This window comes from Reichenbachiella agariperforans (assembly GCF_900142205.1).
Taxonomy (GTDB): Bacteria; Bacteroidota; Bacteroidia; order Cytophagales; family Cyclobacteriaceae; genus Reichenbachiella; species Reichenbachiella agariperforans.
The window spans coordinates 209,348-223,423 of record NZ_FRAA01000002.1 but is presented as its reverse complement, the minus strand read 5'-3'; the positions used below and the strand labels follow the sequence as shown (position 1 = coordinate 223,423).

At 43.2% G+C, this 14,076-nt stretch carries 11 protein-coding genes; 8 read left to right on the top strand and 3 right to left on the bottom strand.

What is annotated here, in order from left to right:
* The first annotated feature begins 40 nt into the window (after positions 1 to 40).
* The 5 genes from BUB99_RS07340 to BUB99_RS07320 all read left to right on the top strand — a co-directional run bounded on the left by BUB99_RS07340 (position 41) and on the right by BUB99_RS07320 (position 6,070).
* Positions 41 to 1,318, top strand: a complete 1,278-nt coding sequence (locus BUB99_RS07340; protein ID WP_073121789.1) for a DUF2851 family protein — start codon at positions 41 to 43, stop codon at positions 1,316 to 1,318.
* Between the two features lie 2 nt (positions 1,319 to 1,320).
* Positions 1,321 to 2,556 (top strand): hypothetical protein, encoded by a 1,236-nt coding sequence (locus BUB99_RS07335; protein ID WP_139280937.1) that lies wholly within the window; start codon positions 1,321 to 1,323, stop codon positions 2,554 to 2,556.
* An 85-nt stretch (positions 2,557 to 2,641) separates the two neighbouring features.
* On the top strand, positions 2,642 to 3,280 hold the full coding sequence (locus BUB99_RS07330; protein WP_073121029.1) for an acetyltransferase: 639 nt from the start codon (positions 2,642 to 2,644) through the stop codon (positions 3,278 to 3,280).
* An 87-nt stretch (positions 3,281 to 3,367) separates the two neighbouring features.
* The gene (locus BUB99_RS07325; RefSeq protein ID WP_073121027.1) at positions 3,368 to 4,225 is read left to right on the top strand and encodes a nucleoside phosphorylase; all 858 of its coding nucleotides are present in this window, start codon (positions 3,368 to 3,370) and stop codon (positions 4,223 to 4,225) included.
* Positions 4,226 to 4,309: 84 nt separating this feature from the next.
* A complete protein-coding gene (locus BUB99_RS07320; RefSeq protein WP_073121025.1) occupies positions 4,310 to 6,070 on the top strand; it encodes an AMP-dependent synthetase/ligase in 1,761 nt (586 codons plus the stop codon).
* 6 nt (positions 6,071 to 6,076) lie between these two features.
* On the opposite strand, the gene BUB99_RS07315 is transcribed toward BUB99_RS07320, so the two are convergent.
* Entirely contained in the window at positions 6,077 to 6,421 is a 345-nt protein-coding gene (locus BUB99_RS07315; RefSeq protein WP_073121023.1) for a YraN family protein, read from the bottom strand.
* Positions 6,422 to 6,934: 513 nt separating this feature from the next.
* Between BUB99_RS07315 and BUB99_RS07310 the strand changes: the two genes are divergently transcribed.
* The 3 genes from BUB99_RS07310 (at position 6,935) to BUB99_RS07300 (ending at position 10,624) form a co-directional block, all read left to right on the top strand.
* A complete protein-coding gene (locus tag BUB99_RS07310; RefSeq protein WP_407691730.1) occupies positions 6,935 to 8,197 on the top strand; it encodes an ammonium transporter in 1,263 nt (420 codons plus the stop codon).
* Positions 8,198 to 8,307: 110 nt separating this feature from the next.
* The gene (locus BUB99_RS07305; protein WP_170863751.1) at positions 8,308 to 9,357 is read left to right on the top strand and encodes an outer membrane beta-barrel protein; all 1,050 of its coding nucleotides are present in this window, start codon (positions 8,308 to 8,310) and stop codon (positions 9,355 to 9,357) included.
* A gap of 256 nt (positions 9,358 to 9,613) precedes the next feature.
* A complete protein-coding gene (locus BUB99_RS07300) occupies positions 9,614 to 10,624 on the top strand; it encodes a glutamine synthetase beta-grasp domain-containing protein (protein WP_073121017.1) in 1,011 nt (336 codons plus the stop codon).
* 76 nt (positions 10,625 to 10,700) lie between these two features.
* On the opposite strand, the gene BUB99_RS07295 is transcribed toward BUB99_RS07300, so the two are convergent.
* Together BUB99_RS07295 and BUB99_RS07290 are read right to left on the bottom strand one after the other, a co-directional pair.
* A complete protein-coding gene (locus BUB99_RS07295) occupies positions 10,701 to 11,207 on the bottom strand; it encodes a nuclear transport factor 2 family protein (protein WP_139280936.1) in 507 nt (168 codons plus the stop codon).
* Between the two features lie 333 nt (positions 11,208 to 11,540).
* Positions 11,541 to 14,069, bottom strand: a complete 2,529-nt coding sequence (locus BUB99_RS07290) for an ABC transporter permease (protein ID WP_073121015.1) — start codon at positions 14,067 to 14,069, stop codon at positions 11,541 to 11,543.
* Positions 14,070 to 14,076 lie beyond the last annotated feature (7 nt).

Below are 14,076 nucleotides of genomic sequence, written 5' to 3'. Positions count from 1 at the left end.
TTATTTGGTAGCAGCAGTATGGGAAGCAACTCGTGATACTGTGCAAGAAACTTTTTTACATTTCGTCTGGAACTATCAGCGCTTTGCTAGCGCACATCTCGTGACAGTTGAGGATCAACCGATAGAGATATACAACCTCGGACATCATAATAGTGATGCGGGTCCAGATTTTCTTCAAGCTAAACTAAGAATAGGAGACATCTGCTGGTATGGTAGTGTAGAGATTCATATCAACTCATCGGACTGGGATAGACATGATCATCAATCGGATACCAAATACAACAGTGTGATCCTCCATGTGGTGTGGAATCACGATAAGGAATGCTGTCGTGAAGACGGTGAACGGCTACCTGTACTGCAGCTATCCGACCGTGTCGATTTACAACTCCTCTCCAAATCGAACAGTTTAATCAACAGTCCTTTGGCGATTCCGTGTCAAGAACAATTTTCGCAAGTGCGCAACATTGATAAGGTCTCCATGCTAGATCATGCCTGTGTGGAACGCCTGAGGCGAAAGTCTGCGCTGTTACTCGATATGCTAGATAGCAACGTAGGTTCGTGGGAGGAGACGGCTTACCAATGGATCGCACAGCATTTTGGATTCAAGAAGAACGCCGAGGCGATGCTTAAGTTAGCTACGAGACTGCCACATAAACTGTTGCTCAAACATCAGTCTGAGCCACTCGATGTAGAGGCTTTGGTGTTTGGCGTGGCGGGATTTTTGGAAGGAGAAGCGAGGGATCAGCATCATGCTGAACTCAAACGGCGCTACGACTACTTGGCGAAAAAATACAATCTGCAAGAGCAAGAGATGCTGCGTGTCGAGTGGGATTTCTTGAGGATGCGGCCATCCAATTTTCCTACGGTTCGATTGGCGCAGTTGGTATGTTTTGTCAGTACTCATGCTAAGTTTTTTGACCTGATTGTTCATGGGACTAGTGGTATGGAGGTGCGTGGTTTTTTTGACATGAAAGTGTCTGCATACTGGCAACTGCATTATGATTTTGGTAAAACATCGAAACGTGTGACGGCAGGGATAGGCAAAAGTAGTGTGGATGTTCTGCTGATCAATGGTGTGGTGACACTGTTGACGGCCTATGGGACATCGGTGGGAGAGACGCGTTATCTTGATCGAGCGGTAGACCTGTTACAAGGGCTAAAGCCGGAGCAGAATAGTATCATATCGGATTGGGAAGCATTGGGCATGGAGGTGACGAGTGCTTTTGATACGCAGGCACTGATCGAGCTGAAGAATGAGTTTTGTTTGAAAAAGAAATGCCTTTCCTGTAAAATTGGGCTCAAGATTTTATCTAGTTGATTTTGCAGATACTCCTCGTTTATTTTTTTGTACTCCTATTTCTAGCGGGTATTGTCATACTAGTCTATGGCGCGCTGCGTGATATGCTCAGTCCACAGGTTTTTTTTATGGCTTTGGGACTCAAAGTCGTATCGGGAGTGTTGTTAGGGTTACTCTATAGCCACTACTACTGCTCAGGAGGGGATACGTTTGCGTATTTCGATGAGGCAGTTGGGTTAGCCTCTCTGGATTCTTCTGCTTTTTGGTCGGAGATTACAGCATCTACACTGGTCAGTGAGCCTGTTCGAGCGATTTGGTTCATGCGTTTGGTGGCAGTTTTTATTTATGTGACAGGGGCGGATTATTGGTTGACTACAGTGGTTTTTTCTGTGGTGAGCTTTTTAGGGACAGTATATGTGGTTCGAGCGTTTAGTCTTTGGGATCGCACTTTTAAGTGGCCTGCGGTATTGGCATTTATGTTCGTGCCTTCAGTGGTTTTTTGGTCATCAGGCCTACTCAAGGAGAGCTTGGGGGGGGCAGCATTGTGTAGTATTGTTGGATTTTATGCAGTGTTTCGGTCGTCCCGTCAACACGGAGTTGGAGACGTGTTTTTCATGGTTCTATCGATACTTTATCTGGGGATTTTTAAATATTATATCGCGGCGATGTTAGTGCCCGCTGTAGTTTTTCTTTTCCTGATTCAATTTTCTAAATCGTGGTTGCCTTATTGGTCAGAATGGCAAAGGGCTAGTTTGATTGTTGGGATGTTGGCTTTTCCCGTGTATGTAGCATTGACTTGGCTGAGTCCTAATTTTCAAATGAGCAGGTTGATTGCTGTGATTCAGTTCAACCATGAACTGATTTTGTCACAGTCGACTACTAGTACTTTGGAAGTATTGACAGTCACAGGCACGTTTTTGGACTGGGGTATTAACGGGATTTACTATATTTTTTCGGGGTTGTTTCGACCTTTTTTGTTTGAGTCATGGGCTTTTCCTGTTTGGTTAAGTGCGATAGAAAATACGCTACTGCTATTAATCACTTTTTTTGCTTTGTCTCGTAAAGGGGGGGTAAAAAAACTCTTCAAGATCGAGTGCATCATTGCGATAGTCTACGTGGCGAGTTGTGCGGCCTTACTGTCTTACAGTGTGCCCAACCTCGGTACGATCGCAAGATACAAAGTGTATTATTTCCCTGTCCTGATATTGCTTCTGGCTTCTGCCACTGTGGGGAGTTTTCGGTTAGGGAGTCAAAAATAAGTCCGCATTGAAAAGAGGTTTCCCTTCCTTTTTCATTTCTTGGACGAGCATGGTAAACTTATTCGAATATGGATAACTTTGCGCCATGGACAACCCAGTAATAATATTCGGCGCGGGTGGCTTAGGTCGCGCAGCATTAGAGATTTTTGAATCCAACGGCAATGTCATCTATGGCTTCTTAGATGATAATAAATCACTACATAACACCGAGATTGATAATGTGCCCGTTTTGGGGGAGACCTCAGACGATGGTTTCTTAAAGCTGATTGGTAAAAAGTGTGAGGCTTTCGTCGCTACGGATGACAACAAGGAGAAGAAGAGCTTTGCGAAAGTGTTGATCGATAAGCGTAAAAAAATGCCTGTCAATGCGATCCATAATAGCGTGGTGATGTCCAGGTCTTGTGAGATCGGTCATGGTAATTTTGTGAATAGCGGGTCGAAATTAGGTGCTGGGGTGCAGATAGGTAGCCACTGCCTGATCAATAGCGGTGCTACGATAGATCATTCGGCTAAGTTGGGAGATTTTGTGCAGGTCGGTGCAGGTTCTGTGATTGGAGCTGGTGTGGAGATTGCGGACGAAGTGTTCATCGGATCAGGAGCGGTGATCGTCTCTGGAGTCAAGCTAGGTAAAGGGGCTCGTATAGGGGCTGGGTCTGTCGTGATCGCAGAGGTGCCCGCTAAGCAGACCGTGTTTGGTAACCCTGCCGTCGAGGTGAAAAAATAATGAAGGACTTGGGTTTCATTCCTGTCGTAGTTTGTCATTTTATTAGTTTTCACTAAATTCAAATCTGACCTAGAGATTTACTAATTGATGCAAACTATTTCCGAAACAGACCTGATCCTAAACAAGGACGGAAGTGTCTATCACCTCAATCTGAAGCCTGAGAATATTTCCGATACTATCTTGACTGTAGGAGATCCTAGCCGTGTCTTTCGGGTGAGTCAGTACTTTGATACCATTGATTTTGAGATGAATCGTCGGGAGTTTATCACGCACAAGGGGACCTACAAAGGGAAGAAAGTCACCGTGATTAGCACAGGGATGGGGACAGACAATGTAGAGATCTTCATGACTGAGTTAGATGCCTTGGTTAACGTAGACTTGAAAACACGTCAGGTTAAGGAAAAGAAAAAGAAGCTCAATATTATCCGTATAGGCACCTCGGGTAGTTTGCAGGAAGATTTGCGTCTCGGGTCTCATTTGGTGTCTGATTTTGGAGTCGGGTTGGATACGTTGATGACTTTCTACAACCTGAGACAGACAGGACAGGAAAACACAGTGACTAACAAACTGAGAGATTACCTAGACTTTCCTTTCAAGCCTTACTGTGTGGAAGGGTCTACGATGCTTAGAGAAAAATTTGCTTTTGATATGGTGCGTGGCAATACGGTCACTTGTCCAGGATTTTATGGTCCGCAAGGGCGAAATGTTCGGTTGGACCTAAAGTTCCCACACCTGATGGAGGATCTCATGTATTTTCATGAAGAAGATTTTTGGTTAACGAATTTCGAAATGGAGACTGCAGGATACTATGCTCTGGGAAGACTCATGGGGCACGAAATGCTAAGCCTCAATGCCATCATTGCTAATCGCGCCAAAAATAAGTTCTCCAAAGACCCTGACCGTGTGATTGATTCTCTTATTAGAAAAGTCCTAGAGAGACTTTAACTCCATCTGCCTGACAAAACTCAGTAGTTTTCCCTCTCTATTCCTGCTTCCTTTTTACTATCTTAAAGGTCTAAAGGCTTGATTATGGAAAAACCGACACGCGTTTTTGATTTTTTACAGTATCAATCTACTCATCACCCGATCGAGGACTGTTTGGCGTGTTCTGAAGCGGGAAACTGGAGAAAGTATTCTACCCAAGAAGTAATGGACATAGTCTCCAAACTTAGTTTGGGGCTTTTGCGCATGGGACTGGTACCAGGTGATAAAGTTGCCATTGTATCTACGAACCGTCCAGAATGGAATTTTGTAGATTTGGCCTGTGCCCAAACAGGGGTGATTTCTGTCCCCATGTATCCCACGATCTCCAAAGAAGATTACGCTTACATCTTCGAGCACGCAGAGGTTAAGGCTGTTTTTGGTGCAGATCAGGAGATTTTAGATAAGATCACTGCGGCAAATAAAGAGTATGCGTTGGCGCATATCTATTCCTTTGATGATATAGCGGGTGTAGATAACTGGAAACAAGTGTTGAGTTTGGATCCGCAAGGAGATGTTGCCCAAGTCGAGAAGATTAGCAGTGCAATCAAGCCTGAGGATTTGTTTACCATTATCTATACCTCGGGCACGACTGGGAGGCCTAAAGGCGTCATGCTGTCACATCACAATGTTGTCAGTAACTCTGTCGCCGTTCGTGTAGCACTCAAAGGCTTGTTAGATCAAGGGGGGCGTGCACTCAGTTTTCTACCTCTCTGCCACATATTAGAAAGAACCGCTTCTTTCTTCTATTTCTATAGCAGTATCTCGATTTATTATGCGGAGAGCATGGATACCATTGGAGATAATCTCAAAGAGGTCAAACCCCACATGTTCACGACTGTACCTCGCCTGCTGGAGAAGGTCTATGATAAAATCATTGCCAAAGGCTATGAATTGCCATGGTTGAAGCGAAAATTGTTTTTCTGGGCGGTTAATTTGGGGTTGAAGTTTACGCCATTTGTTGAACAAGGGAGTTGGTATAATGCTCAGTTGGCACTAGCGCGTAAGTTGGTATTCTCTAAGTGGAAGGAGGCTCTTGGTGGTGAGTTGTCCTATGTTCTCGTTGGTGCAGCTGCATTGCAGCCACGTTTGGCACGGATTTTTTGGGCAGCACAGATTCCAGTATGTGAGGGTTATGGTTTGACAGAGACTTCACCAGGTATTGCGTTTAACACGCCCTTTGAGGGAGGTGTGCGCGTTGGTACGGTGGGTAAAATTCTAGATCAGATTAGTGTTCGTATTGCAGAAGATGGCGAGATATTATGTCAAGGACCTAATGTTATGATCGGGTACTACAAGGATCAGGAACAGACAGAGGCTGTGATGAATAATGGCTGGTTTCATACGGGGGATATTGGAGAGCTCAATGAAGGTTTTCTCAGGATTACTGATCGAAAAAAAGAAATGTTCAAGACCTCTGGTGGTAAGTATATCGCACCACAGATGATGGAGAATCGGTTCAAGGAGTCTAAGTTTATAGAGCAAATCATGGTGCTTGGTGAGGGGCGTAAATTCCCTTCTGCGCTGGTTGTGCCTAATTTTGAGACTTTAGCGACATGGTGTCAAAGTCGTGGTATCAAGGTGCAAGAGCCAGACCTGTTGATCAAGAACCCCGAGATTATAAAATTCTATAATGAGGTGATCCAACGATACAATCAAGGGTTTGGGCACTGGGAGCAGGTCAAAAAAATAGAGCTCATGGATCATGTCTGGGGTGTCGATAGCGGCGAACTGACGCCTACGCTCAAACTGAAACGACGTGTACTTTTGGACAAGTATGCAGCGTTAATAGAAGCTATGTACGATTAAACCTCCTTAGTAAAAGGCGTCTTCAAAATGAGTGATCGACATGGAGGCGTCTAGCGCTATGATGTCAAATCTAATTCGGCCTTTCCATTTCAACCTTTCTAGGTAATACTGAGCTGCTCCTATGATGTTGCGTTGTTGGTTTTCGGAGACAAACTCCTCTGGGTATCCATAAGTGGCTGTTCTTCGGTATTTCACTTCTACGAATAGTAATAAGTTTTCATGCGATACGATCAGGTCTATTTCTGCCTTTTTGTGCCTGTAGTTCCTTTCCAAAATTTCAAACCCTAGACCTGTTAGGTAGTCTTCTGCCTGTTTTTCGGCCTTGTCTCCTGCTTTTTTATAGTGCGTCATCGGGTTGTTGGTTTATGTGTTTACGTATGTACGTATTTTGTTGCGTATTTAGTAGAGCATTTTACTTACTACTTAATCAAATTTCCAAGTAATAAACCTGCGAAATCACAGTAAAATAAATGTGTATAGCGCATATAACTATTGTTTTAATCAAAGAATCTCCTGTTTTGTTGAAAAAATCATACTGTATTGGTGTGTTTTCAAGTGTTTGTTGAATAAAATTCAATAAAATCATTAAAAAATGTGAATGGTATAAATATTAAGTAAATCAGGATAATTTCTGCGCGCCTACTAAGTAGTTCTACTTGGTTTTGCTACTTTAGCAGCTGAGGAAATTAAAAAACTCCCGAATTCATCAGTAGTTCAGTTCTTTTTCACTGACACAAGATGATATCTAAATTAAGGATTTTTTCGGTGATGTGCGCCCGCAGCAAGCAAGCATTTACTACCGATTTAGGACTATAAATTTATTTTAAACTTAAAATTATTGCTATGACAATTTTGACTAATGTAATGAGCGAGATGACAACTGAGGCAGCTGCACAGGCTACCGAAGGAGCTGTTGCGCTTTTTACGGCAAACAACATCTGGATGATGTTGGCTACAGCTTTAGTGTTTATTATGCACTTAGGCTTTGCAGGTGTAGAAGCTGGTTTTGGACAATCCAAAAACACAGTTAATATCCTGTTTAAAAACACAATTACCCCAATCATCGGTCTATTGACTTATTTGGTTTGTGGATTCAACTTGATGTACCCTGGTGAATTCAACGGTTTCTTAGGGTTCGCTGGATTAGGTATTGGTTTCGATGCAGCTACTGATGGCGCATCTATTGACTATGCTGGTGCAGGGTATACTTACTGGACGGATTTCTTGTTCCAAGGAATGTTTGCTGCGACTGCTGCGACTATCGTATCAGGTGCGATCGCTGAACGTGTGAAGGTGTCCGCTTACATGATCTTCACTGTAGTGTATGTAGGGTTGGTTTACCCAATCTTAGGCTCATGGAAATGGGGTGGTGGATTCCTAGACGAAATGGGATTCTATGACTTTGCTGGTTCTACTTTGGTTCACTCTGTAGGTGGATGGGGTGCATTGGCAGGTATCATGATCATTGGCCCACGTCTAGGTAAATACGTAGATGGAAAAGTAATCGACAAGCCAGGTGCTTCTGTGCCTTTGGCAGTGATCGGTGTGTTCTTGCTATGGTTAGGATGGTTCGGTTTCAATGGCGGTTCTGTATTGTCTGCTGATCCAGATTTAGTCTCTTATGTGTTGGTGACGACATGTATGGCTGCTTGTACCGGAGGTCTATTTGGATTCTTCACTGCTAAAGTGGTATTTAAGAGAATGGACTTGGGAATGGTACTCAATGGTATCCTTGCTGGTCTAGTTGGAATCACTGCTGGGGCAGATGTAGTGTCTGTGACTTCTTCATTGATCATTGGTGCAGTAGCGGGTATCTTGGTAGTGTTCTCTGCTGTGACTATGGACAAATTCAAACTAGATGACGTAGTAGGTGCTGTATCTGTTCACTTGACGTGTGGTATCTGGGGTACGCTAGCTGTAGGTATCTTCGGTATCGGTGAGTTCTCTTTCATGACTCAGTTGATCGGAGTACTATGTTATGCAGGTGCTGCTTTCCCTATCGCTTTCTTGTTATTCTTCATCTTGAAGAAAACTATCGGTGTAAGAGTTTCTGAACAACACGAAACAGAAGGTCTAGATAGTCACGAGCACGGTATCAGAGGTTATACTATCATCTTCGACGACTGATTATTTCCCAATTAGATATAAAAGAGAAGACCTGTTCACACTGTGGTGCGAACACAGTAAAACAGGTCTTTTTTTCAACTTTAAAATTTCAACTCTAAAATAAAGTAATAATGAAAAATTTTACAAAAATATTATTGGCGGCATTGCTAGTAGTTTCTTTTGCAGCTTCTGCTCAGGACGAAGAGGATTCTTCTCCAGCTCTATCTATATCTGGTAGCGTAGACACCTATTACAGAGCCAATTTGAACGCATCAAACAACCCAGAGGACGGTAGCGTAATGGCACCAGGTTCTTCCTTTGCTAATCAACCAGGTTTTGCATTAGGTATGGCCAATTTGGTTATAGGTCTTGAAGGCGAGAAAACAGGATTCGTTGCAGACTTGGTGTTTGGACCTAGAGGTACTGATGCAGTTTTTGGTTCTACAACAGCGTCATCTAGCATCGTCAATCAGCTGTATGCTTATTGGATGGTAAGTGATGCGGTTACATTGACTGTAGGTAACTTCAATACTTTTTTAGGATATGAAGTAATCTCTCCAACAGCTAACTTTAACTACTCTACTTCATATATGTTTTCTTATGGACCTTTCTCTCACTCTGGATTGAAAGCAGATGTTTCATTGGGCGATGTATCTATCATGGCGGGTGTGTTTAACCCTACTGACGCTACTGATTTCAACCCGTCTGCTGATTATGTGTTTGGAGCACAGATTGGTTATGGAGGAGCATATTTGAATGCTATTTTGTCAGAAGATTTCTACCAGTTTGATTTGACTGCTGGATGGGACTTGACAGAGACTGTTTACTTGGGTGTGAATGCTACTACAGCTAAAGAATCATTCTCAGGTGCTGCCTTGTATTTGCAAAACTCATTCTCGGATGATTTTTCATTAGGACTAAGAGGAGAGTACTTGGTAATGTCTGAAGATGCAGCAGGATTTGAAGATCCAGACAGCATGTCTTCATTGATTTATACAGCGCCAGGGGATGCGGTCATTGATTTAACTTTGTCTGCTAACTATTCAATTGGTGCATTGACTCTCATACCAGAGGTTAGAGTGGACTTATATGCAGAGGATACTATTCAAGGATCAGCAGATGCTACAGATACACAAAATTCGTTAGCATCATTTGTTTTTGCAGCTGTTTACTCTTTCTAAACAGTAAGACTTTATTAAGTGTTTAAGCAATTTTATGTGTCTGGGGAGGTAAGCTGCCACTCCAGACACTATTTATAACCAATTGATTGTCTTATGACATGGAGGGTTTAAAAAAAGTTGCTACCTTTGGTTTCCGTAATAATACGTACTTGTTCTCGGTAGACCACATTTTATCTGACAACACTTCCTAATACAACATTTCCCCAAAAACTGAAAAGAGCTTAGAATTAGAAAATTATTAAATACTTATAGAAAAATGGCAAAATCAAAATTAGAGTATATCTGGCTAGATGGATACCAGCCTACTCAATCTCTTAGAAGTAAAACCAAAGTTGTATCAGATTTTAGTGGCAAGCTAGAGGATTGTCCTGAGTGGTCTTTTGACGGTTCATCAACGCAACAAGCAGAAGGTGGTTCTTCTGATTGTATTTTGAAGCCAGTCTATATTTGCCCAGACCCAGCAATCGAAAATGGTTACTTGGTGATGACTGAGGTATTGAACGCTGATGGTGAGCCACATGAAACTAACGGTAGAGCAACTATCGATGATCAAGATGACGACTTCTGGTTCGGATTTGAGCAAGAGTATTTCTTGATGGACCCAGAAACTAAACTACCTGTTGGATTCCCAGCTGGTGGATACCCTGCTCCTCAGGGACCATACTACTGTGGTGTAGGTGGACAAAATGTATTCGGTAGAGATTTCAAAGACGAGCACTTAGATTTATGTATCGCTGCTGGTTTGAATATCGAAGGGACTAACGGTGAAGTAGCTGCTGGTCAGTGGGAATGGCAAATATTTGCGAAAGGTGCACAACAAGCTGGTGATGAAATCTGGATCGGAAGATACTTGATGGAAAGATTGTCTGAGCAGTACGGATTGTACATCGAGTACCACCCGAAACCACTAGGTGCTACGGACTGGAATGGTTCAGGAATGCACGCTAACTTCTCAAATTCATTCTTGAGAAACGCAGCATCTGAAGAGAAAATCAAGAAAGTATGTGAGGCATTCAGAAATGTAGTTGCTGAGCACATCGAGGTTTATGGAGCATACAATGACCAGAGATTGACTGGATTGCACGAGACTGCTGCGATCACTGATTTCTCATACGGTGTGTCTGATAGAGGAGCATCTATTCGTATCCCTCTTTACACTAAGAACAAGGGATGGTCAGGATACCTAGAAGATAGAAGACCAGCATCTAACGCTGATCCGTACAAAGTAGCAGCAAGAATTATCAAAACAGTGAAAACTGTAGGATAAGAAATTAGCAATAAATTTATGAGAAGGGCTGCCAATTAGGTAGCCCTTTTTTTGTTTCAAATTTTTGAATAGTATCTTATTCGGGTTCGAAAAATTTTCCTGTAGGAAACAAACAACCGTCTTTTCTTCGCGTGTCTGCTAGTGTAAAGATTCTCCATCCTTGTGGGGACTTAACGAGTTGAAAAGCATCTACACCACAGTGACTAAACCGCTCGCCAGCAAAAAAAGCATATTGACACCAAACCTGTGCTAGTCCACCGTCTATTGATATTTTGTAATCCCAAGACTTTTCTATCCATTTGACCTGATGAGGAGTACCTACGGACTGAAGAAATTGATTCAGTCCTCCTTCTACCTTGAATGTGGAGTCGTTGCGCTGATAGATGGTGTAGAGTAGGGGAGAGTCGTCGAATAGTGGTCGGATTGCGCTGCTATCTCCGTCATACATCGCTTGGAATAAATTCAAAATAACTTGACGGACCTTCATCTCTTCAGCCGACATTGTCTTATTCGGCTCAGGAGAGGAGCAACTACTCATCATGCAGATGAGTATAGCAGCAGGGAATAATAACAATTTTATCATGCTATGAAGATGACCAAGCATCTGCTAAAATCCAAGACAATCTACGTCAAAGGGGCTGGAGACAGGGAAGTCTTATTATAAGGCTGACCCCTCTAGGGTTAGGTGATCATAAAGTACAGGCACGAGAGGCCTTGATTTTATTACTAAACCTAGATGGGGCCTATATGGCAAACGCCATCAGTGAGCAGCTGATCAGGGTAATGATCGTTATGATTTTAAATACTTTCATTTGTTTGTGATTTTATTTCTTGATAAACAAACGAAGTGCCACCACTAGGATTGTGCTATAAATTATTTTTGTTACCTATTGATTTTCAGTATTTTATTGTGTTTTTAGTTTTCTCTTCGGAGAATCGTTAAGGGCATTTCTCGGAGGACTGGTCTCATATTGAGTAAACCCATTACCAAAGTGGCAATGATCACAGCGATGAATATATACACAGTAGACATGTAATCTATGCTATAGGTTGCATCAAAGAGCGTCACGGATAGCACCCAAGTCAATAGATGAGCGGTGATGAGCCCCGTCAGTGATGCAATTGATCCTAGGGCGAGGTATTCGATAGTGATAATGGCAATGATGTGTTTGGCTTTTGCACCGAGTGTGCGTAGTAGAACGCTGTCTTTGACACGCTGTGATTTGCTCAGCATGATGGAGTTGATCAAGACAAGTAATCCTGTCATTACGCTGATCAGTGCCATGAAGCGGATGACGAAAGAAATCTTGACGAGGACTTCTTCGATTGTTTTCAGTACCAGCTCGAGATCGATGATGGAGATGTTAGGAAACTGGCGTACGATGGCTTGTTGGAAGGTGGCAGACTGCTGGTTGTCTTTGACTTTGGTTACGAGTACATGAAACTGTGGCGCTTCTTCTAGTAGCCCTGAGGGGAACAGCACGAGGAAGTTCGTCTGTATTCTGCGCCAGTCGATTTTTCTAAAGCTTCCGATATAAGTTTTCATAAGAGCCCCTTGCACATTGAAAATGATTTCATCACCTAGTTCCCATTCTTGTCGCTCTGCAAACCCTTCAGCGATTGATATGAAGATGGAGTCATTGGCTTGGTAGGGATGCAGGGCACCCTCGGTGAGGGTCTCGGAACTGATGAGGCTGTCCCGGAATGTCACGCGGTATTCTCGGTTATAGAGCCAGTCTGGGATTTCCAAAGTAGAGTCTTGGCTAGCCTGTTTTTTCGTGATCCCGTTGTACTCTAGTAGGCGCATCGTCACCACAGGTACATCTTGTACGATGGGTAAGTCAAAGTCCGTGACGAGTGTTTCCAAGGCGGGTTTTTGGTGTGATTGGATATCAAATAGAACCATATTAGGACGCTCTTCGCTACCTGCCATCGTGATCTGATCCAATAACACATGATGAGAAAAGTACATGATGGAGATCAACATGGTACACATACCGACGGTGATGATGAGCAGGCCTGTTTGGTTTTTGGGTCGGTGTAGATTGGCAATCCCATGACGGAGCAAAAAGCTCCATTTAGGGGAAACCATAGTCTTGGCGAGGTAAATAAGCCCTTTAGAAAAAAGCCAGAGAATCAGAAAAGTAACAAAGAGACCTCCGATGAAAATCGCTGCTTGATCCAACTCTTGGATTTGTAGATAAGAAAACGAAAAGAGGAATAGCGTGATCACACCAAATAAACTACTTTTCAGAATTAGATTTTTTTGATCATCCCCACCTGACTCAAACTCTGCTCTGATGGAGTTGAGCGGAGAGATTTTGAGTATGGATAGGAGCGGTAGGAGCGAAAACAGTACGGTGACAATCATGCCAATGGCGACACCTTCTAGAGCGACTAAGGCATAAAATCGTGTTTGTATTGAAAATGGGATCAGACCTTCTACCAACCTTGGTAGAAACAATTGTAGTCCTGTACCAATGGTGGTGCCAATTAGTGAGCCTAACAGCCCCATGGTTAGCACTTGATAGAAGTATATATAGAATGCTTGGCGCCCGCTCAGTCCCAAGCAGCGCAAGATCGCAACGGATCTGCGTTTCTCTCCAAGGTAGCTGTAGACTGCTCCTGCTACACCGATGCTGCCCAGCAAGAGCGCAATGAAGGCCGACATGTTTAGGAATACAGTCGTATTGTTAAAGGCGATACTGGTGTTCTTTTTTCGTTTGTCTACCGTCTCGTAGCGCAGTGCTAATTCTTCAAATCGTGTTTCGTAGGTCTCATCGAATTCCTCTTCGATAATTTCTTGATCTGTTTTGAAGAAGTACGAATAGTATACGCGACTGCCACGCTCTACGAGTCCAGTTTGTACGAGGTATTGGTGAGGGATATAAACGACGGGAGCTACAGCGGTGTTGATGCTGTTTTGACCGGGGATGCTTTGGAGTTTCCCTATGATCTGGAATTCTAGTTGCCCTATCTTGACAGGATCACCGATGTTGGCATTGTACTGCATCATCAGTGTCTCATCTACTAGAGCGAATGCACCAGTTTTAAAGTCTGTCGCTGCTGAAAGTGGTAAGGTTTCAATCTCGCCATAGTAAGGATAGTCACCTTCCAGTGTTCGAACCTGTATCAATCGCGTGCCACCAGTCTGCGGAAAGTAGATCATCGAAGAAAAGCGACTTTGTAAAGACCGTGTCGACCCCAAGGAATCTATAAAACTCATTTGTTCCTCCGTAAAAGGCTGCTGAGAGTAGACCTCTAAGTCTGCACCTAATAGGGACTTAGATTGGTTGTTGATCTCGTAGTTGAGGTTTTCTTTGAAGGAGTTGATGGCAACTAGTGCCGCTATGCCTATCGTGATGGATAGTGTGAATAGTAGGAGTTTGGATCTGCTGCGTCGGCTGTCTTTCCAGGCCATGCGGAGTAGCCAGGTGTGGGACATTTGTCTA